The organism is Mycobacterium sp. E3251 (assembly GCF_001666835.1).
In the GTDB taxonomy this organism is placed as follows: domain Bacteria; phylum Actinomycetota; class Actinomycetes; order Mycobacteriales; family Mycobacteriaceae; genus Mycobacterium.
On record NZ_LZJF01000057.1, the window covers coordinates 24274 to 44203 of the forward strand.

The window sequence follows — 19930 nt, forward strand, 5'->3', positions numbered from 1 at the left end:
CTGCCGCAATGGCATCCACCCGGAAGCTGATCGGGGGGCGGCGGGTTCGGTGGGACGACGAACGCGCCGCCGAGGCATACGCGCGCGGTTGGTGGGTCGCCGGCACGCTGGCCGACGCCCTGCGCGAGGCCGCCGAGCGCACGCCGCGACGGGTGGCGGTGGTCGACGGGGACCGGCGACTGGATTGCCTGAGCCTGTACCAGCAGGCGACGGCGCTGGCGCACGCGCTGCACGCGCGGATCCCGCCGGGCAGCGTGGTGTCGTTCATGCTGCCCAACTGGCACGAGGCCGCCGTGATCTACCTGGGCAGCACGCTGGCGGGGATGGTGGCCAACCCCATCCTGCCGTCCATGCGCGACCGGGAACTTCGGTTCGTCCTCGAAGACGCCGACAGCCGAATGATCTTTGCCCCAGCGCAGTTCGGTCGTCACGATTTTGCCGCGATGCTGGGCCGGGTGACCGCACAGCTGGAGTCGCCGCCCGAGGTCGTACTCGTCCGGGGGGACGCGGACGGGCACAGCGTGCCCTACGCCTCGCTGATCGAGGAGCGGGCGTCGCGCGCGGCGCTGCCGACGCTGAATCCCGATGCCGTCCGCATGATCCTCTACACGTCTGGTACCACGGGACGGCCGAAAGGCGTTCTGCACAGCCATAACTCGATCCACGCACTGATTCGCCAGCTGGGTGAGCACTGGCTCGTCGAGCCGGGCGACGCGTTCCTGGTCGCGTCGCCGATCGCGCACATCGGCGGTTCCATCTATGCCTTCGAATGCCCGCTGCTGCTGGGCACGACCGCGGTTTTGATGGACCGGTGGGATGGCGACGACGCCGTCGCACTCATGCAGGCCGAGCGGTGCACACACATCGCCGGGGCGACACCGTTCCTGGACCACATGCTGGCCGCCGCGGAGCGCGCCGGCACCCGACTGGCGGATCTCAAGCTGTTCGTCTGTGGCGGCGCGTCGGTGGCGCCCGCGCTGATCCGCAGGGCCGCGGCCTTTTTCGAGTCGGCGGTCGTCACCCGCGTGTACGGGTCGACGGAAGTCCCCGTCACCACGGTCGGGTCGTTGCGGGACATCGATCACGCCGCCGACACCGACGGTCGCCTCGGCCTGGCCGAGGTCAAGCTGGTCGGTGGGGAGATTTACGCGCGCGGGCCGCAGATGCTGACCGGCTACCACCACCTTGAGGACGAAGCGGACGCCTTCGACGACGAGGGATTCTTCCGCACCGGAGATTTGGCGCGATGGCTCGACGATGACTACCTGGTCGTCACCGGACGCGCCAAGGACATCATCATCCGCAACGGTGAGAACATCTCGCCGAAGGAAGTCGAGGACATCCTCGCCGGCCACCCCGGCATCGCGGAGATCGCCATCGTCGGACTGCCCGACGACCGGACCGGGGAACGGGCCTGCGCCGTCGTGGTTCCCGCGGGCGGTCCCGGCCTGGATGTGGCCAGCCTGCGTGGCTTCCTGGAAGAGTCGGGGCTGGCGCGGTTCAAAGCCCCTGAGCAGCTGGTGCTTTGGGATGTGCTGCCCAAGAACGACGCGGGAAAGATATTGAAGCATCAGATCAAGGCGGCGCTGATGAAAGCGGAGCAATGACATGCAGGTAGCGGTGGTGACCGGGGCGAGCGGCGGGATCGGCTTCGGTTGCGCGGCCAAGCTCGCCGAGGCCGGCATGGCGGTCGTGGCGACCGGGAGAAGCGACGAGAAGCTCGCCGAACTGGCGCGCCGCATCGGCGGCCCCGACCGGTTGGCGACCGTAGCCGTCGACCTCACCGACGACGATGCACCCAAGCGGATCACCGACACGGCCCTGGACAGGTGGGGTCACATCGACTTCCTGATCAACATCGCGGGGATAGGCAGCCCGAAGCCGGTGCACGAGACGGACGACGAATCGCTGGACCATTTCCTCGGTTTGATGCTGCGGGCCCCGTTCCGACTCATCCGAGAGGTGTTGCCGCACATGCCCCCCGGGTCGGCGATCATCAACGTCACGTCGACCTTCGCCGTGGTCGGCGGCCTGCGCGGCGGCGCGTACTCGGCGGCCAAGGGCGGCCTCACGGCGCTGACCACCCACATCGCCTGCCAGTACGGGGCGCAGGGGATACGCTGTAATGCGGTGGCACCCGGGGTGATTCAGACCCCGATGACCGAGCATCGCCTGGACGACGAGCGGTTCCGGCGCATCAACACGGAGATGACACCGCATCAGCGGCTGGGAACGGTCGACGACGTGGCGAGCACGGTGGCGTTTTTGTGCTCGCCCGGCGGGGCCTTCATCAACGGCCAGACGATCGTCGTCGACGGCGGGTGGAGCTCGACGAAGTATCTCTCGGAGTCGGCGCTGACGTCGGAGTGGAAGCCGCGCTGATCAGCCCGTCTCGAAATGCCTGCGGATGCCGGCCAGCATCTCGATGTGCGCCTTGACGGCCTCGCGCGTCGTCATCGGGGCGAGCGGCCGGGGCGCCGCTATCCGGATCCGCTCTCTGACACGGGTACCCGCCGCGGTCGGCTCGAAGCTCACCGTCCCGCGCAGGTGAACGCCCGGGGATTGGTCGGCCTCGGTCAGCACGTCGCCCGCCGCCGGCACCCGCAGCCGAGCGCGGTAGGTGATAGTCATCGTGAACGGCCCCAACGGGATTCGATCCCGAACCCGATAGCTGTGCACCACACCATCCGCGGTTTCGGTGCGCGCCAACGTCTCCACGGACACGATCAGCGGGTGGACGAGCTTGATGTTGTCCAGGTCCACGTAGAAGTCACGGACCTCGCCAGGGGGCGCGGGCACGTCCTCGGTCAGCGTGCGCTCGGCGTGTGCGACCCACCAGCTCATGCGGAGAACTCCGCGAGCAATTCGGCCGTGCGCCACCAGATCAGCACGGCGAATGCCCCCAGCACCAGGAGTGTGACCGCCGCCTGGATCATGTTGCGGCGCTCCCGTGGCGGGTAGACGTAGGCCGCGGCGACCAGCCCGCCCGTGACCAGCCCACCCACGTGCGCCTGCCAGCTGACGCGTTGCGAGCTGAACAACGGCACCAGGAGATTGAAGACGAGGTTGATCGCGATCACCGCCACCACCCAGCGGACGTCGGCGGCCAGCCTCTTGCCCACCACGAAGGTGGCGCCGAACAGGCCGAAGATGGCACCCGAGGCACCCGCCGTCGCCGTGTCGAGCGGCGAGATCAGGTAGACCAGGACCGAACCGCCCAGCCCACTCAGCGCGTAGAGCCCACCGAAACGCAGTCGGCCCAACCACATTTCGAGGGGTGGCCCCACCACATACAGCGCCCACATGTTGAACAGCAGATGCGTGGCCCCGTAGTGCAGGAACGCCGAGGTCACCAACCGGTAGAACTGGCCGTCGGCGACCGCCGGCGGCCACAACGCGAGCTCCTTTTCCAGATTCCCCGAGGCCATCTGCAGCACGAAGGCCGCCACGTTGATCGCGATCAGGACGTAGGTGAGCACCGGCGTCGCCGACCGCAGCCGCCCGCCGAACCGGGTCCGCGGCTGCCGAATGGTCCGGGCGCCCGCCCGGACGCACTCCACGCACTGCTGACCGACGGCGGCGTCGCGCATGCAGTCCCCGCAGATGTAGCGCTCACAACGGTTGCAGCGCACGTATGTCGGCCGGCCCGGATGCCGATAGCAACTCGGGGCCGCGGGCGGCGAATCCGGCGGGCTGGGTGCGCTCATCGCCCCATTGTTGCCCGCACCGCCGGGAGGGGCGCGGCGCTTTGGCAAAGCTGTTTTGCGGCTCGCCACTCGCCTACTGTGTTGTGCGTGGAGTCGACGTGACCACCGGAGTGGTCGAGCGCTACCTGGACTGCCTGGCCGCACACGACTGGGACGGCCTCGCCACGACGATCGCCGACGAAGGCCTGACCCGCGAGGGGCCGTTCTGCGACGTCGTCGAGGGCAAGCAGCACTACGTCGCCTACCTGCGCAAGGTCCTCACCAACTTGGACGGTCACCGGCTGGACGTGCAGCGGGTTTCGCACGTGAACGCCCGCCTGTCCTACGTGGAGCTGACGGAGTCGTTCGAGATCGACGGGGTCACCAAGCGGTGGCCGGAATGCATTCTGTTCGAGCGGGGCGACGACGGGCTGATCGCGCGCGTCAGTGTGTTCTTCAAGCAGCCCGCGGCGCAGTGAATCGTAACGGTGGCGGGCAGACTATTCCCTCGCCCACGGAATTGACCTAGCGTGTGATGGGTGGAATCAAACGGAAGCCCTGAATTGGTGCCCGTCGAAACATTGCACTCAGGTGATCCCATCATGGATTGCGGTCAGCGGTACATAGTCCTCGAGTCCAAGGCCGTCGGCGACAGCTGCGTCGTCCTCGAGCTCGAGTCCAGGGTGGACCACCAACTGCAGGTCATCGAGAAGTCGTTCCCGGCCGGGTACCACGTCAACAGGGCGAACCACCGAATTCTATAGACCGAATTTACTCAGCCGAATATTGCGCGAGTAGCCGGTGGACGGCTACCGCGCATTCGTGTTATTCGGGCTGAAACGCGAATTGCGGTCGGCTGGAATTAGCCGCCGCGCGGCGGCCGCGGGTCGTTGGGATTGTCCGGATCGGGGTCACCGAACCACCGCGACGGTGCACGCTCGCCGTATGCGTCGTGCCATTCCCACCACTCGTACGGCGCGGTTTGCGGGTAACCGTCCGGCGAGTCCTCCCAGTTCTCCTGGCGCCCGAGCGCCGTCATGTCGAGGTAACTCCAGGTGTTGCCCATCACCTCGTCGCCGCGGTTGTTGATGAAGTAGGTCCGGAACACGCGGTCACCGTCATGGATGAACGCGTTGGTGCCGTGCCATTCGTCCACGCCGAAGTCGGCATCGAAATCGTCGGTGAGCGTGTACCACGGCATGTGCCAACCCATCCGCGCCTTCAGCCGCGCGATGTCGGCCTGGGCTGCCCGCGAAGCGAACACCAGGGTGGTGTCCCGAGCGTTCAGGTGGGCGAGGTGCCCGACGTGGTCGGCCATCATCGAGCAGCCGCGGCAGGCATGGTCGGGCCAGCCGTCCACCCCCGGCTCGAAGAATGCGCGGTACACGATCAGCTGACGCCGGCCCGCGAAGAGGCCCAGCAGGTTGACCCGGCCCTCGGGCCCCTCGAACGCGTAGTCCTTATCGACGGCCAGCCAGGGCATCCGCCGGCGGGCCGCCGCCAGGGCGTCGTGGGCCCGCAGGACTTCCTTCTCCTTCACCAGCAGTTGTTCGCGCGCGGCCGCCCAGTCCCGCGCCGACACGATGGGGGGTGTGTTCATTGCGTTGTCCTCCTTAGGGTTTCGAGGTTCTCAGGCCACCGCCGACAGGCCGGTCGTAGTGAGCAGGTACGCGTCGCCGCTGCCACGACCTTCGGTGGCGATCGCCAGGACGGATTCGCCCACCTGTTCCGCGGTGAGCGCGGGTCCGCCGGCCCGCACGAACGACTCGACGTCGACCCCTTGCCGTTCGGCGTACGCCGCGACGGCCCTGGCGCCGAGACCGGTGGCGGGTGTCAGCCGCGGCAGGACGGATACGAAGCGGATCCCCAGGCCGGACCGCTCCGATTCGGCGGCGGCGTAGCTGGCGATGAACCTGACCGTGGCCTTGGCCCCCGCGTAACCCCCGCTCAGCGGCGACCCGGCCACGGCGGCGCCGCTGGACACGGCGATCACCGAACTGCCCGGCGCGAGCGGGCGCCGCAGCGCGTAGCGGATCCAGTGAAACGCTTGCGCGACATCCACATTCCAGTTCTGGCTGAAGCTGTGCCAGCTCTGGTCCTGCAGTGGGCTCATCTGCGGCGTCGCCCCGGCGCACAGGACCAGCGTGCGCGGCCGGTACTCGTCGATGAGCCGCTGCGCCGTCGCCGGGTCGGCGGCGTCGGCGACCACCGGAAGGAAGCCACCGCCCAACTCGTCGCGCACCTCGTTCAGCCCGGGCCCGTTGCGCGCAACGCCGACCACCTCGGCGCCGGCCACCGCCAGGGCGCCGGCGATGGCGCGGCCGAATCCGCGGCTCGCCCCGGTCACGATCGCCCTGGTGCCGGCCAGCCCATCGGCTGTGAGTGGCTCGTTCATGTTCTTCCTCGCTCTCATCGAATGTGCGTCCACAAGTTGAGAGACGTCGCCGCACCGAAATTCATCGCTCGCGGACCGATGAATTTCCCCGGTCCGCCGTCTCTGTACTGGAGTAGCGTTCGGTCGCAGCCCAGACAGGAGAAGCCATGCCGGCGAAAGAGGACTTCATCGCGCAGGCGGCGCCGTTTCGGGCAGAGCTGATCGCGCACTGTTACCGCATGCTCGGGTCGGTGCACGACGCCGAGGACCTCGTGCAGGAGACGTATCTCAACGGCTGGCGCGGCTACCAGGCGTTCGAGGAACGCGCCGCGCTGCGAACCTGGCTGTACCGGATCGCGACGACGGCCTGCCTGCGGGCGCTGCAGAACCGCGCCCGCCGCGTGCTGCCGGCCGGGTTGGGTGACGGATCGACCGACCCGGACGCCAGCCTCGACGCGGTCGGCGGTGCGCACGAATGGCTGGAGCCCATCCCCGACTCGCTGATGTTCACGCCGGAGGACAACGTCACCGCGCGGGAAAGCCTGCGGCTGGCCGTGATGACGGCCCTGCAGGAGCTCCCGGCCCGCCAGCGAGCGGTGCTCATCCTGCGCGACGTCGTGCAGTTCAGTGCCGCCGAGGTTGCCGAGCTGCTCGAAACGACACCGGCCGCCGTCAACAGCTCGCTGCAGCGGGCGCGGGCGCGGCTCGCCGAGCTCTCCCCCGCCGAGGAAAGCCTGTCCGAACCCGATGACGCCGCGCGCCGTGAACTCCTCGACCGCTATTGCGCGGCATTCGAAAACGCCGATATGGCCGCCCTCACCGCGTTGCTGCAAGCGGATGTGAAACTCGAAATGCCGCCGCTGCCCGTGTGGTTCGCCGGGCGCGACCCGGTGCTGCGGTTCCTCGCCGCGCGTGCTTTCGCCAAGGCCGGTGATGTCGCGATGATCCCGACCGCCGCGAACGCACAACCCGCCGTCGCCGAGTACCGCCGCGGCCCGGACGGGACGATGCGGGCCCATTCCATCCACGTCCTCACCGCGGGCGCCGCAGGCATCGCCACCATCACCGTCTTCCTGGACCCCGGCCTGTTCAGCAGGTTTGGTTTTCCGGCGAGCCGGTAACCTGTCCGCAGGGGAAGCGACTGCACCACCGGTCACCGAAGGAAGGCACGACCCACCGGCGTCACCGCTGTCGTCGCACGTCCACCGTCGCAAATGTGGACAGGCCCCCAACCCCCCAGGATCATTAGGCGCGGTAGAGGTAATCGAAGGGTGACCGAGTGAGGATTCCGGGCGTTGCCAGCCTCGTTGCCGGCATGACCGACGGGGCCGCGCAGGTGGTGCGGGCCGGCGTGGCCACCGCGGCCGGGGCCGCGGACGCTCTGCAGGCGTTGACCAACCCGGTCGCCGAACTCGCGGTCCCGGTTGTGCAGTCGATGGCCCAGACGACGGGCCGGGCCGTCGGATTGACCGGTTCCACCAACGGTTCCGGGCCCCGCGTCACCCCACCGGTCCGTTGGCAGAGCGGGCGGCGCGTGCATCTGGACCTGGACCCGTTACTGCCGTTCCCGGACTGGCACGAGCACGCGCCGGCGGTCGAGGAGCCGGTCCGCCGGATTCCGGGAGTGGCCTCGGCCCACGTCGAGGGCGCCCTCGGCCGGCTGGTGGTCGAATTCGAGAACGAACCCGATGGCGATGCCGTGCTGGACCGGGTTCGCGAGACGATCTGCCGCGTCGCGGCGGACTTGACCTTGGTCGCCCCCAAGGAGGCATCCCGGACCGCGCCGTTCGCCGACCCCGGAAATCCGTTGGCGATCCTGGTCCCGTTCAGCGCCGCGGCCATGGACGTGGCGGCCATCGGCGCCGCGGTGACCGGCTGGTTGGGCCGCCTCCCCGTCGCGCCGCGAAGCGCCCGCGCCGCCGCCGCGCTGCTGAATCATCAGCCGCGGGTGGTTGCCGTGCTGGAGTCGCGCCTGGGTCGCGTCGGCACCGACATCGCCCTCAGCGCGTCGACCGCACTGGCCAACGGGCTGACGCAGGCGGTCGGCACGCCGCTGCTGGACCTGGCACAACGCAGCCTGCAGGTCTCCGAGGCCGCGGCGCACCGTCAGCGATGGCGGGACCGCGAACCAGAGCTGGCCTCACCCGACCGGCCGCAGGCTCCGGTGGTCCCGATCATTTCCTCGGCCGGCCCCAAATCGCAAGCACCACGGCACAATTGGGCCGCGGCCGCGGCCGGTGAGGTTTCCCACGTGGTGGTGGGCGGGGCCATCGATGCCGCCATCGACACCGCGAAGGGATCGATGGCCGGGCCGGTGGAGGAGTACGCCGACCAGGCCGCCAACGCCTCGCTGGTGGCCGCGGCGGGTGCGCTGCTGGCCGGCGGCGGCACCGAGGACGCGGCCGGCGCGCTGCTGGCCGGCGTGCCGCGGGCCGCGCACACGGGCCGGCAGTCGTTCGCCGCCGTTCTGGGCCGCGGATTGGCCAACGCCGGGCAGCTGTTTCTAGACCCGGGCGCCTTGCGGCGGCTGGACCGGGTCAAGGTGGTCGTGGTCGACGGCGCCGCGCTGCGTGGCGACAACCGCGCCGTGCTGCAGGCGCGCGGCGACGTACCCGGGTGGGACGAGGACCGCGTCTACGAGGTCGCCGACGCGCTGCTGCACGGTGAGGAAGCCCCCGATCCGGACCCGGACGAGTTGCCCGCCACCGGCGCCCGGTTGCGGTGGGTCCGGGCGCAAGGGTCGTCGGCGACGCCGGCGCAGGGCCTCGAACATGCCGATCTGGTGGTCGACGGCGAGCGCGTCGGCAGCGTCGACGTCGGGTGGGAAGTCGACCCGTTCGCCATTCCGCTGCTGCAGATCGCACACCGGACCGGCGCCCGGGTGGTGTTACGCCACGTCGCCGGCACCGAGGACCTGACCGCCAGCGTCGCCGTGAGCCACCCGCCGGGCACGCCGCTGCTGCAGTTGGTGCGCGACCTGCGCACGGATCGCGGGCCCGTGCTGCTCATCACCGCGCTTCACCGCGACTTCGCGTCCACCGACACGTTGGCCGCGCTGGCCATCGCCGACGTCGGGGTGGCGCTCGACGACCCGCAGGCGGCGACGCCGTGGACGGCGGACATCATCACCGGCACGGACCTCGCCGCCGCGGTGCGCATCCTGTCGGCGCTGCCGGTGGCCCGGGCGGCGACCGAATCGGCGGTGCGCCTCGCGAAGGGCGGCAGCACGCTCGCGGGGCTGCTGTTGGTCACCGGCGACCCGCGCACGCTGAGCCCCTTCGCCGTGCAGCGCTGGCTCAACCCGGTCAACGCCGCCGCGGCGGCCGCGCTGATGCAGGGCACCTTCGCGGCCTCCCGGGTGCTTCGGCTGCCCGACCCGACACCGCAGCCGCTGACCGCGTGGCACGCCCTCGACCCGGAGATCGTCTATGCCCGGCTGGCCAGCCGCACGCGGCCCCTGGCGGTCGAACCGGGCACCGCGCCCTGGCGCCAACTCCTCGACGACCTGTCCTACAACCCGCTGGTCGCGCCGCTGCGCGGGCCGGCCGGCCGGGTGGGGCGGCTGCTGACCGCGACGCGGGCCGAGTTGTCCGATCCGCTGACGCCGATCCTGGCCGTGGGGGCGGCGGCCTCGGCGATCGTCGGCAGCAGCGTCGACGCGCTGCTGGTGGCGGGTGTGATGACCGCCAACGCCGTCGCCGGCGGGGTGCAGCGGTTGCGGGCCGAGGCCGCCGTCGCCGAGCTGTTCGCCGAGCAGGATCAATACGCGCGGCGCGTGGTGCTCCCCGCGGTGGCCACGGCGCACCGCCGGCTGGAGGCGGCCCGCACCGTCGAACGCACGGTCTCGGTGAACGCGAAGTCGCTGCGCCCCGGCGACATCATCGACCTGGCCGCGCCCGAGGTGGTCCCGGCGGACGCCCGCCTGCTGGTCGCCGAGGACCTCGAAGTCGACGAATCCTTCCTCACCGGCGAGTCGCTGCCGGTGGACAAGCAGGTCGAGCCCGTCGCCGTCGCCGACTCCGATCGCGCCAGCATGCTGTTCGAGGGCAGCACGATCGTCGCCGGGCACGCCCGCGCGATCGTCGTCGCGACGGGTGCGGGCACCGCCGCCCAGCGCGCGATCTCGGCGATCGCCGACGTCGAGTCCGCGGCCGGGGTGCAGGCCCGGTTGCGCGAGCTGACCAGCAAGGTCCTACCGCTGACCCTGGCCGGCGGCGCGACGGTGACCGCGTTGGCGCTGCTGCATCAGGGAACGTTGCGTCAGGCGGTGGCCGATGGGGTGGCGATCGCCGTGGCCGCCGTCCCCGAGGGCCTGCCGTTGGTGGCCACCCTGGCCCAGCTGGCCGCCGCCCAGCGGTTGTCGCGGCGCGGGGTGCTGGTCCGCACCCCGCGGGCGGTCGAAGCGCTGGGCCGGGTCGAGACGGTGTGTTTCGACAAGACCGGCACGCTCACCGAGAACCGCCTGCGCGTCGTCCGCGGCGTCCCGCACGGGGCCGGCGTGGACGCTCCGTTCCCCGACGTCACCGACCCGGCGTCGGCCGCGGTGGTGCGGGCCGCCGCGCGCAGCAGCACGCAGCCCCACAACGGCGGCGGCCACGCGCACGCGACCGACGAGGCGATCCTCACAGCGGCGAATTCCATTGACTCCCAATGGGACTCGGGCTGGACCGTGCTCGCCGATGTACCGTTCGAATCCAGCCGCGGTTACTCCGCCGCGATCGGCACGTCGGCCGGAAACGGCGGGCCGATGCTCATGGTCAAAGGCGCGCCGGAAGAAGTGTTTCCGCGCTGCCGCTTCGCCGATGCGGACGCCGACCTCGACCGCGCGGAGTCGTTGGTGCTGCGCCTTGCCGAGCAGGGCCTGCGGGTGCTGGCGGTCGCCCAGCGCACGTGGGAGCACGGGACCGGCGAGGAGGACACCGACGCCGATGCCGTCGACGCCGCCGCGCACGACCTCGAGTTGATCGGCTACGTCGGTTTGGCGGACACCGCGCGGGCGTCGGCGCGACCGCTGATCGAGGCGCTCGTGGAAGCCGGCCGGCGGGTGGTGCTGATCACCGGCGACCACCCGGTGACCGCGCGGGCGATCGCCCGGCAACTGGGTCTGCCGGCGGACGCGCGCGAGATGACCGGCGCCGAACTCGTCGCGTTCGGTGAGGAGGATCGCGCCAAGGTCGCCGCCGACGTCCAGGTCTTCGCCCGCGTCAGCCCGGAGCAGAAGGTGCAGATCGTCGCGGCGCTGCAGGACAGCGGGCAGGCGGTCGCGATGGTCGGCGATGGGGCCAACGACGCGGCCGCGATCCGGATGGCCGATGTGGGCATCGGTGTGAGCGGTCGCGGCTCGTCCGCAGCGCGCGGGGCGGCCGACATCGTGCTGACCGACAACGATCTGGGCGTGCTGCTCGACGCGCTGGTCGAGGGGCGCGGGATGTGGGGTGGCGTCCGCGACGCGGTGGGCATCCTGGTCGGCGGCAACGTCGGCGAGGTGCTGTTCACCCTCATCGGCACCGCCCTGGGCACCGGCCGGGCCCCGGTGGGCACCCGCCAGCTGCTGCTGGTGAACCTGCTCACCGACATGTTCCCCGCCCTTGCGGTCGCCGTCACCCCACAGTTCTCCGAGCCCGAGGAGGACGAGGAGGGGGTCGACCGCGACGCCGAGGAATTACACCGCGCGTTCCAGTTGGCGACGCTGTCCGGGCCCCCGCCCTCCCTCGACGCGCCGCTGATGCGGCAGATCGTCACGCGGGGCGCCATCACGGCCGCGGGCGCGACCGCGGCCTGGGCCATCGGTCGCTGGACACCGGGCACCGAACGCCGCACGTCGACGATGGGACTCACCGCGCTGGTGACCACGCAGCTCGCGCAGACCCTGCTGACGCGCCGCCACAGCCCGCTGGTGCTGGGCACGGCGCTGGGGAGCGCGGGTGTGCTGGTCGCCATCGTCCAAACCCCCGGCGTCAGCCACTTCTTCGGTTGCACCCCGCTGGGCCCGGTCGCCTGGACCGGCGTCATCAGCGCCACCGCGGGCGCCACCGTCGTCTCGGTGCTGGCGCCGAACTGGCTGGCCAAGCAGGTCGCCGCCCTGGAACCCAAGCAGCAGTAGGGCTTTCGCCGCGCGCCTAGCCGGACAGCTCCCTGCGCACGACCTTGCCCGCCGGATTGCGGGGGATGCTGGTGACGATGTTGATGTCCCGGGGCTGCTCGAATCGCGAGACTTTGCCCTTGAGGTACTCCCGCAACGTCGTTTCATCGGCGTCAGTGTCGGGGTGCAGGACCACGAACGCGGCCAATCGATGACCGAACTTTTCGTCGGGGACGCCGATGACCGCGTTGTCGGCGATCGCCGGGTGCTGAGCGAGGGCGTTCTCGACCGCGCGCGGATAGACGTTCTCCCCGCCGGAGATGATCATGTCGTCCTCGCGGCCGACGATGTACAGCCGGCCGGCATTGTCGAGGTAGCCCATGTCGCCGGTGCTGGTCATGCCGTCGACGACGGCCTTGGCGCCTGGCTTGTCGCCACCGCCGGTATACCCCTCGCTGGCCAGCTCGCCGCCCACGAAAATGCGGCCGGTGACGCGCGCACCGACCGGCTTGCCGTTCTTGTCGAGGATGCGCACCGGGCAGCCGGCGACCGGTTTCCCGACGGTCTCGGGCGCTTCGCGCAACTCCGCGGGAGTTGCGAGCGCGCCGATGCCGACCTCGGTGGAGCCATAGCCGTTGTAGAGGATGTCGCCGTAGGCGTCCATGAACCGCTGCCCCAAAGTGGGGTCGAGCCGGTCCCCGCTCGACATCACGACCCGCAGGTAGGGCACGGGGTTGCGGGCCCGCACCCGCTCGGGCAGGGCGAGGATGCGCGCGAGCACAACCGGCACCGCCGTGAACGCGTCGGCGCGATGCAGCGACGCCTGCGCGAGCGCGGCTTCGGCGTCGAAGTGGCGGTGGGTTAGCACCGTGCCGCCCAGGGCCACGGTGAGCATCAGCATGCCCAGCCCCAGCCCGTGAAACATGGGCATCGCCACCGAGATTCGCGACCCGGTGCGCAGGCCGGTGCGATCGAGGATCGTTACCCACACGCCCACCGCGGAACGCAGCTGCGGTGAGCGCGGCACCCCCTTGGGCGTGCCGGTGGTGCCCGACGTCAGCAGAATGATCCGGCCCGGCTTGGCCACGTCGGGCCGCGGCTCACCCTCCTCGGCGACGATCGTGGCCGGATCGATCACCACGACCGATCCGTCGGCGGCCAGGGCGCGCTCGCCGAATTCGGCGTCGGCGACCATCGCGGTGATCCGATGACCGCTCATCGCGGAGGCCAGGGCGTCGCTGCGGAAGTCCGTATTGACCAGGACCACGTCGGCGCCCACCAGGGCGGCGCCGAAGACCCCGGCGATGAAGCCGCGGCCGTTGCGGCACATGATGCCCACCGCGTCGCCGGGTCCGACACCCTCACGGGACAACCGGCGTGCCAGCGCTTCGGTCGCCGACTGCAGCTGCCGGTAATCCCAGACGCCGTCGTCGTCGACGATCGCGGCCCGGTTGGGCCATCGAGTCGCGGTCACCGCCAGCAGGGTGTACGGGTTGGTGCCGCCCCGGCGCGCCTCCCGGATCAGCCGCAGGGCCGCCGGCGGCGACGGTGGAGCGAGCAGTCGGGACCGCAGCAGCGCCCGCGCCGCGGTGCCGACCACGCCCTCGTTGGTCATCGCCGGGCCTCCTCGTCGCCGGAATCCGAGAAGAACCGCCGGTACCACAGCCGGGCCGCGCGTTCGGCCGGCCCCGCCAACAGCACCGAGGCCAACTCGGCCGGCAACACCCACGGCGGCTCGTTGCTGCGGGGCCGCTCGATGATCGCCTTGGCGATCGCGTCGGCGGCCTGGTCGGCCGACAAGCCGGGGAGCCGGCCCAGGATGGGCGTGGGTTCGATCATCCGGGTCCGGACCAGGGCGAAGTACACGGTGGTGACCTCTACACCGTCGGCGTGCAGTTCCGGGGCCACGCTGCGCAGCCACCGGTCGAAAGCGCCCTTCGACGCCTGGTAAGCGCCCCACTGCGGCCCCGGCACGACGCGCACGCCGACACTGGAGACGTTCACGATGTGCCCGCGCCCGCTTTCACGCATGGCCGGCAGGAGTCCCAGCAGCAGCCGGATGGGCCCGAGATAGTTGATGTCGATGGTGCGTTGAAAATCGTGCGGCCGGTCGTACTGCTGATGCAGCGAGCGGCGCAACGACTTGCCGGCGTTGCTGACCAGGATGTCGATCGCACCGTGCTGCTCGGTGATCTCCTTGGTCAGCGCGCTGACAGCCGCCTCGTCGGTGAGGTCGGTCGGGTATGCCATCGCCCGACCGCCTGCGGCGTTGATCGACGCCGCCAGGTCGCCGAGCCGTTCCTCGGACCGGGCGACCACCAGCACGGTGGCGCCCGCGGCGGCCAGGCTACGGGCGGTCGCCTCGCCGATGCCGTAGGAGGCGCCGGTGACCAGCACGGTCTTGCCGGCGACGGCGCGGCGCAGCTTGTCGGGATCCGACACTCGCGCCGGATTGGCCACGTGGTCCGTGACCTTGTTCAGGGCCTGCACTATTACGTTCACTTTGCCGCCGCATTCACTTCGCGCGTCGAGCACCGGCGGATGGCTTCACCGGGCGCCCGAGTCGTCATAGTTAGCAGACCACATCGCGATGTGGGCCCGTGCCCCGCCCCGACGTTGGCGCTCCCGTCGAGCCGGCGCCTGATCACCGGCCGCCGCGGTGCCGGATCGGGCGCGCGCGCAAGCCATCTCGGCCCCGCAAACCGCGCGGAAACCGCGGTTGTGTGAATTCGCAGTAATTTCCATGGTTTCACCCGTTTAGGCGGGGGTACGACTGGGCACAATTGCGGCATGATCGCACGTCAAATAGCCCGTTTAGTAGGTCCAGCAGTAGTTGCAGCATCCGGCCTCGGCGCGTCGGCGCTCGCTGGTTCTGTTATCCCCTCCGCCGCCGCCCAGTGTCCGGACGTGCAAGTGGTGTTTGCCCGCGGCACCGGCGAAGCCCCCGGTGTCGGCCCCACCGGACAGGCCTTCGTCGACTCCCTGCACTCGCGCGTCGGCGCCAAGTCCTTCGACGTCTACCCCGTCAACTACCCCGCCAGCGACCAATGGGACACCGGCGTCGACGGCATCAGAGACGCCGCGGCCCATGTCAATTCGATGGCCCACGACTGCCCCAACACCAAAATGGTGCTCGGCGGCTACTCCCAGGGCGCGGCCGTGATGGGCTTCGTCACCTCACCCTCGGTCCCCGACGGCGTCGACCCCAACACCGTGCCCAAGCCCCTGGACCCCGCGGTGGCCAGCCACGTGTCCTCGGTCGTGCTCTTCGGCATGCCCAACGTGCGCGCGATGAACTTCCTCAACGAGCCCCCCGTGGTCATCGGCCCGGCGTATCAGGACAAGACCATCAAGGTCTGCGCCACCGAAGACCCGGTCTGCTCCGACGGCATGAACTTCGCCGCCCACAACACCTACGCCGACGACGGCGCCATGATCGACAAGGGCGTCGCCTTCGCCTCCAGCCACCTCGACGCGGGGACCGCTGGAGCCTCGACCGTCGCGAGCGGCAGGGGCGGCTTCGGAAGCTGAGCGTCGCTTAGTTGAGGTCGCCGCTCGGCGGATGAGCCGGCGCGTCAGCGAGGGTCCCGGAGGAAGCCCTTGTTGCGCATCAGGGCGTCCGCCAGGAACCCGTCGTGCGGGATGCCGGGCGCCGCGTGCCACGTCGGATGGGGCCCGGCATACACGTTGGCGATCGTCGGTTCGGCGAGTAGCTCGTCGATCAGCCGCTCGTCATCGGTCATCGCGGTGACCACCAACGAATGCCGCAAGGGTTCCACGCCCGCGCCGGGCGACCATGGCGAAACCCACACGCAGGGAAAGGGCAGCTCGACGTTGAGCGTGTCCGCGACGGGCGCGGGCAGCAGGTGCACGGCGGGGCGCAGCGCCGCGAAGCCATCGCCGAGATCGGCCACCACCTGGTCGGCGCCCAGCAGCGGCGTCGATCCGGCGGCCTTGGCCGCCAGGTAATCCGCCAGCGCCCGGGCGTGATCGAGGCGCTGGGTGGGTAGCAGCGCACGCTCGTCGTCGGTGGGCAGCGGCTCGATCGCCGCCAACCGCTGCGCGATCGCATGCGCCAGCGGGCCGGGGTCACCCTGGCAGAGCACGGCGGTGGTGTTGACGCAAGCCATGCCCCCGAGGTTGGCGATCGAGTCGACGATCACGTCGACGAGGTCGCGCCAATCGTGGTCGGCGGTGATGAGGATCTTGCTGCGCCCCGGGCCGTTCACGATGACCGTCGGGTCGTCGGCGTACTTGTCGACGACCTGCTGGCCGCCGTACACCATGGCGAGGTCGGCCGCGCGGATGATCTCGTCGGCGCCGGCATGGTCGGTGGGTAGGTAGACGGCGTCCTCGGGACGAAAACCCGCCTGCCGCAAGGCGTGTACCAGCCGGTGCGCGGTCAGCGGCTCGCGACGCGACGGGCGCACCGCGACCCGGTAGCCGAGCGCGAGCGCCTGCGGCCACAGGCCGTGCACGCCTGGACCGTTTCCGGCCGCGTGCACGGCGAAGACCTCCCCGCGCCGCACCCACACCGCGCCACCGCGACGTGCGGGTTCCTCACGCCAATCGAACGCCGCGCCCACCGGCCGGGCCGGCCGGACCGCGTCGAAAGCGCCGCCGACGGCGTCGGCGACGCTGCGCGCCCCGGCGCGGGTCACCGCGATGGGCAACCCCGAAATCCGGGTGGCCAGCCCGACGTACGCCTCGAAGTCCAGGCCGGCGACGACCCCGTCCGCGAAGATGCCGGCGGCCTGCGACAGCGCCTCCGCGCGCCGCTCGACCGGCAGGGGGGCGACCTTGCGTTGCGCGGCCAGGGTGCGCGAAACATACAGCGGCGGCACGAGGCTCAACTCGGCGACCGCGGCGCCGGCGGTGCTGAAGATGACCTCCCGACGGCGGGTACGGTAGTCCCCGTCGGGGCCGAGCGCATCGATCGCCGCCAAATCAGTTGCGGTGTCGGCTTGTTCGCCTGCCATGGTCAGTACACGCCTTCGATGACGGCCTCGCCCTCGAAGGTGGCCACCGGCCGCACCGCACTGACCGAGTCGCTGAGCTCGCCCGCCGGACCGGGCATCCGGACCGCCAGATCGCGCTCGAGGTTGTTCGGGATGAACATGCCCTTGCTGATGTGGTTCATCACCACCTGACCGGTCTGCCCGTAGGGCACCCGTTCTCCAGTGTCGGGATCAATCACCCAGAACACCACGTACGGTGTCCGAGGGTCGAACACGAACGCGTCGCCGTCGGCCGTCCGGGTGACCGCTTGGGATAGCACCATCGTGCTGCCGAAGGCCATGGTGATCGTGGTGTCCGGGAAGATGCCGCGGAGCAGGTCGAGGGTGTCGGCGTCCACATGCGCGCCGCTGAGCAACAGGTAGCGGATCTTGTCATTCACCAGGTCGACCAGCCCGTCGTCCCGGGCGATCGCCTCGAGCAGCGGCGGGGTGGTGTGCAGGTTCGCGACGTTCTGCGTCTCCAGCACGAACACGGCCTGCTCGACGACATGGTCGACGTAGGCGCCGACTTCGGAGGCACCGCCGCGGGCGGCGATCTTCTTGACCCAACGCGGATCGATGTCGATCGCGTGGAAGGCGGCGCCGAGCCGCTCGGAGACCAGCCGCGAGAAGTAGCCCACGCCGTGCGGCCCGCTGGGCATCAGGCACAGGAAACCCCGGCCACGGCGAAACCCGCCGGTGGCGAAATCCTCGGTCTGCCACCGCACCACCTGCGCGACCCAATCCGGCAGTTGCACAGTGCGTTTCGGGGCTCCCGTGGTGCCGCCGGACTCGAATATCTGGGGCACCGGCGGCGGCGTTCCGTAGCCGCGCGGAACGAGATCTTCCACCGGCACGCCGCGCAGTTCGTTGACGAGGTTGGGAAACAGTCGCAGATCGGCGAAGGTGTTGACGTCGGCCATCGGGTCGAAGTCCAGGGTCGCGGCGGTCCGCAACCAGAACGCCGAACCGGTGTCCTCACCGAAGTGCCAGGCGATCGCCGCGCGCAGATAGGCCTCGGGATCCTCGACCGGTTCCGATCTCGGGACGTCCAACAGCGAGAAATCGACATCGGCCATGCCCTCGATCCTGGCCCATCGCCAACCGATCGCCAAGCTCCTTCCGCCGTATTGGCTTACTTCGCATGGAATTTCGGTGCCGTGTACCCCCTGTTCACCTCAAGGGGGTGACGCGGCCTCGATGCGCCCCCGGCCACAGGACTATGTTCTCTGTAGCGAAAGGGGACGGATCATGATGGCGGACAACTGGATACCGGCAGGCCGTATCGGAAGCTGGGCATGCGGATGATCGAGTTCACCCTGACCCGGACCTCCACGGCGCCGATCGAGACCGTGTTCGACACCATGACCGACCACCGCGGAATCGCGGACTACGTCTGGGCATTCCGGCGCAGCACGCTCGATCGCGAGGGAACCCCCGCCCCAAACGGCGTCGGCGCGATCAGACGCCTGGTGGCCATCGGCCCCCCGTTCGTCGAGGAGATCATCGAGTATGAGCGGCCCACCCGCTACGCGTACAAGATGCTCTCGGGCGCACCGACCCGGGACCACGTCGGCACGGTCCAGCTGTGTGCAGCAGGCGGGGGAACCGAGGTCAGCTGGCATCTACGGTCAACGCTGAAGATCCCCGGTGTTGACTGGCTGATGCTGCCGGTGTTCAAGAAGGTCATCGACGAGCTCCTCAAGGGCGGCATCGCCGCAGCCGAACGCCGCTCCTGAGCACCGAGCGGAAACGGCGCCTCCCGTCCTAGCGGGCGTGGTTGTGCAGCCGGCGCGGGTCGATGCCCGAGCGCCGCCACGCGCTGGCCGCCCACGGGGTATAGATCACCCCGACCGGCAGCCGGTTGATCAGCGGGTTGAGGGCGCGCATTACGGCGGCGAACCGCTGAAACCGCTTCTCCTTCTTCGCATTCCACTCCAGCTGGCAGACCTCGCGCATCTGCGGCGGCATGGTCCCGACCAACACCAGTCGGGTGTAGGCGTTGAGCGGCGCGGACAACACCTTCCAGACGGGTCGCGGGATCCAGCGCGGGCCCGGGATCCCCTTCCTGATGTAGCCGGTGCCGTACAAGACGGTCTTATGCGGGACGAACCGCTCGAGCATCTCGTCCCAGTAGGCGAGGAACTCGTCGTAGGTCTGCGGCTGGCCGCGGTCGCTGACGCCGTAGAGGCCGTACCACACCTTGCCCTCGTTGAAGATCTGCTCCTTCTCCGCGAAGGACAGCCGGCGGATGAACGTATCGGCGTTGTAGATGACCTGGTCGACGAAGCTGGCGTGCGCCCAGTAGAAGAGCTCCGGATTCAGCGCGTGATACCGCGAGCCGTCACTGATGGTGCCCTTGATCGTCTTGTGGAAGTCCCGGACCTTGCGGCCCCACTCGCGCGGTTCGTCGGAGTAGACGGTCTTCATCAGCGGTGGCGCGGTCCGCTTGGCCCGCCCCAAGGTGTCGCTGAAGACCACCGAGTGGTCGAGCACGCCCTGGGCCAGTTGCTCGATGCAGTTCTCGACCCCGGCGGTGCGCTGGAACCCGAAGAACTGGGTGCGGTTGTCCCCGTAGAACTTCCAGATCAGCGACTCGGGCCCCAGCCGCGTCAGGCCGTCGGCCTCGCCGACCGGCCCGTCGACCGGCATGGGCAACGCTTCCCGAACGCCGGTGTCGAATCGGGATCCGACGGTCGCGGCGGCCAGTTCGTCGTCGTGGGCCGTCATGCTCCCCTCCCCGCTACAGACGTCCTTGCGAATCAATGACACAAACTCGTATCTTTGTGTC

At 70.0% G+C, this 19930-nt stretch carries 16 protein-coding genes and 1 pseudogene; 8 read left to right on the forward strand and 9 right to left on the reverse strand.

The window, feature by feature from the left end; genetic code table 11:
- Positions 1–8: 8 nt before the first annotated feature.
- Together A5697_RS07445 and A5697_RS07450 are read left to right on the forward strand one after the other, a co-directional pair.
- Positions 9–1607 (forward strand): AMP-binding protein, encoded by a 1599-nt coding sequence (locus A5697_RS07445; RefSeq protein WP_068009344.1) that lies wholly within the window; start codon positions 9–11, stop codon positions 1605–1607.
- 1 nt (position 1608) lies between these two features.
- Positions 1609–2382: an SDR family NAD(P)-dependent oxidoreductase gene (locus tag A5697_RS07450; RefSeq protein WP_068009348.1), complete on the forward strand. Its 774-nt coding sequence runs from the start codon at positions 1609–1611 to the stop codon at positions 2380–2382.
- Here A5697_RS07450 and A5697_RS07455 read toward each other — a convergent pair whose 3' ends face one another.
- Complete coding sequence (locus A5697_RS07455) at positions 2383–2844, reverse strand: SRPBCC family protein (protein ID WP_068009350.1); 462 nt, start codon at positions 2842–2844, stop codon at positions 2383–2385.
- Positions 2841–3707 carry a rhomboid family intramembrane serine protease gene (locus tag A5697_RS07460; RefSeq protein ID WP_082953283.1) on the reverse strand — a complete coding sequence of 289 codons (867 nt, stop codon included), beginning with the start codon at positions 3705–3707 and terminating at the stop codon, positions 2841–2843. The genes A5697_RS07455 and A5697_RS07460 overlap by 4 nt, the downstream gene beginning before the upstream one ends.
- A gap of 98 nt (positions 3708–3805) precedes the next feature.
- Here A5697_RS07460 and A5697_RS07465 point away from each other — a divergent pair, with 98 nt between their 5' ends.
- Positions 3806–4165, forward strand: a complete 360-nt coding sequence (locus A5697_RS07465) for a nuclear transport factor 2 family protein (protein WP_082953284.1) — start codon at positions 3806–3808, stop codon at positions 4163–4165.
- A 60-nt stretch (positions 4166–4225) separates the two neighbouring features.
- Positions 4226–4450 carry a hypothetical protein gene (locus tag A5697_RS07470; protein ID WP_007167137.1) on the forward strand — a complete coding sequence of 75 codons (225 nt, stop codon included), beginning with the start codon at positions 4226–4228 and terminating at the stop codon, positions 4448–4450.
- A 98-nt stretch (positions 4451–4548) separates the two neighbouring features.
- Here A5697_RS07470 and A5697_RS07475 read toward each other — a convergent pair whose 3' ends face one another.
- Both A5697_RS07475 and A5697_RS07480 read right to left on the reverse strand, forming a co-directional pair.
- Positions 4549–5286: a DUF899 domain-containing protein gene (locus tag A5697_RS07475; RefSeq protein ID WP_067946945.1), complete on the reverse strand. Its 738-nt coding sequence runs from the start codon at positions 5284–5286 to the stop codon at positions 4549–4551.
- A 30-nt stretch (positions 5287–5316) separates the two neighbouring features.
- Positions 5317–6081, reverse strand: coding sequence for an SDR family oxidoreductase (locus A5697_RS07480; protein WP_067946947.1), 765 nt, complete (start codon positions 6079–6081; stop codon positions 5317–5319).
- A 119-nt stretch (positions 6082–6200) separates the two neighbouring features.
- Between A5697_RS07480 and A5697_RS07485 the strand changes: the two are divergent.
- A pseudogene (locus A5697_RS07485) lies at positions 6201–7181 on the forward strand (sigma-70 family RNA polymerase sigma factor); the annotation flags it as partial.
- A 158-nt stretch (positions 7182–7339) separates the two neighbouring features.
- Positions 7340–12163 carry a cation-translocating P-type ATPase gene (locus A5697_RS07490; RefSeq protein WP_068009358.1) on the forward strand — a complete coding sequence of 1608 codons (4824 nt, stop codon included), beginning with the start codon at positions 7340–7342 and terminating at the stop codon, positions 12161–12163.
- Between the two features lie 16 nt (positions 12164–12179).
- Here A5697_RS07490 and A5697_RS07495 read toward each other — a convergent pair whose 3' ends face one another.
- On the reverse strand, positions 12180–13757 hold the full coding sequence (locus tag A5697_RS07495; RefSeq protein ID WP_068009362.1) for an AMP-binding protein: 1578 nt from the start codon (positions 13755–13757) through the stop codon (positions 12180–12182).
- Positions 13754–14644, reverse strand: a complete 891-nt coding sequence (locus A5697_RS07500; RefSeq protein ID WP_068009407.1) for an SDR family NAD(P)-dependent oxidoreductase — start codon at positions 14642–14644, stop codon at positions 13754–13756. The genes A5697_RS07495 and A5697_RS07500 overlap by 4 nt, the downstream gene beginning before the upstream one ends.
- Before the next feature lie 288 nt (positions 14645–14932).
- Between A5697_RS07500 and A5697_RS07505 the strand changes: the two genes are divergently transcribed.
- Positions 14933–15673, forward strand: coding sequence for a cutinase family protein (locus tag A5697_RS07505; RefSeq protein WP_068009365.1), 741 nt, complete (start codon positions 14933–14935; stop codon positions 15671–15673).
- 44 nt (positions 15674–15717) lie between these two features.
- On the opposite strand, the gene A5697_RS07510 is transcribed toward A5697_RS07505, so the two are convergent.
- Positions 15718–17088: an aldehyde dehydrogenase family protein gene (locus tag A5697_RS07510; protein WP_068009408.1), complete on the reverse strand. Its 1371-nt coding sequence runs from the start codon at positions 17086–17088 to the stop codon at positions 15718–15720.
- A gap of 35 nt (positions 17089–17123) precedes the next feature.
- A complete protein-coding gene (locus tag A5697_RS07515; RefSeq protein ID WP_068009368.1) occupies positions 17124–18218 on the reverse strand; it encodes an AMP-binding protein in 1095 nt (364 codons plus the stop codon).
- A gap of 219 nt (positions 18219–18437) precedes the next feature.
- Here A5697_RS07515 and A5697_RS07520 point away from each other — a divergent pair, with 219 nt between their 5' ends.
- Positions 18438–18878 carry an SRPBCC family protein gene (locus A5697_RS07520; protein ID WP_231971999.1) on the forward strand — a complete coding sequence of 147 codons (441 nt, stop codon included), beginning with the start codon at positions 18438–18440 and terminating at the stop codon, positions 18876–18878.
- Between the two features lie 28 nt (positions 18879–18906).
- Here the strand turns inward: A5697_RS07520 and A5697_RS07525 are convergent, their stop codons facing one another.
- A complete protein-coding gene (locus A5697_RS07525; RefSeq protein ID WP_068009371.1) occupies positions 18907–19869 on the reverse strand; it encodes an oxygenase MpaB family protein in 963 nt (320 codons plus the stop codon).
- Between the last annotated feature and the right edge of the window lie 61 nt (positions 19870–19930).

Bases quoted from the DNA above. Each gene is read 5' to 3' on its own strand.
- A5697_RS07445 (WP_068009344.1), top strand. From the start codon at position 9: ATGGCATCCACCCGGAAGCTGATCGGGGGGCGGCGGGTTCGGTGGGAC.
- A5697_RS07450 (WP_068009348.1), top strand. From the start codon at position 1,609: ATGCAGGTAGCGGTGGTGACCGGGGCGAGCGGCGGGATCGGCTTCGGT.
- A5697_RS07455 (WP_068009350.1), bottom strand. From the start codon at position 2,844: ATGAGCTGGTGGGTCGCACACGCCGAGCGCACGCTGACCGAGGACGTG.
- A5697_RS07460 (WP_082953283.1), bottom strand. From the start codon at position 3,707: ATGAGCGCACCCAGCCCGCCGGATTCGCCGCCCGCGGCCCCGAGTTGC.
- A5697_RS07475 (WP_067946945.1), bottom strand. From the start codon at position 5,286: ATGAACACACCCCCCATCGTGTCGGCGCGGGACTGGGCGGCCGCGCGC.
- A5697_RS07480 (WP_067946947.1), bottom strand. From the start codon at position 6,081: ATGAACGAGCCACTCACAGCCGATGGGCTGGCCGGCACCAGGGCGATC.
- A5697_RS07495 (WP_068009362.1), bottom strand. From the start codon at position 13,757: ATGACCAACGAGGGCGTGGTCGGCACCGCGGCGCGGGCGCTGCTGCGG.
- A5697_RS07505 (WP_068009365.1), top strand. From the start codon at position 14,933: ATGATCGCACGTCAAATAGCCCGTTTAGTAGGTCCAGCAGTAGTTGCA.
- A5697_RS07515 (WP_068009368.1), bottom strand. From the start codon at position 18,218: ATGGCCGATGTCGATTTCTCGCTGTTGGACGTCCCGAGATCGGAACCG.
- A5697_RS07520 (WP_231971999.1), top strand. From the start codon at position 18,438: ATGCGGATGATCGAGTTCACCCTGACCCGGACCTCCACGGCGCCGATC.
- A5697_RS07525 (WP_068009371.1), bottom strand. From the start codon at position 19,869: ATGACGGCCCACGACGACGAACTGGCCGCCGCGACCGTCGGATCCCGA.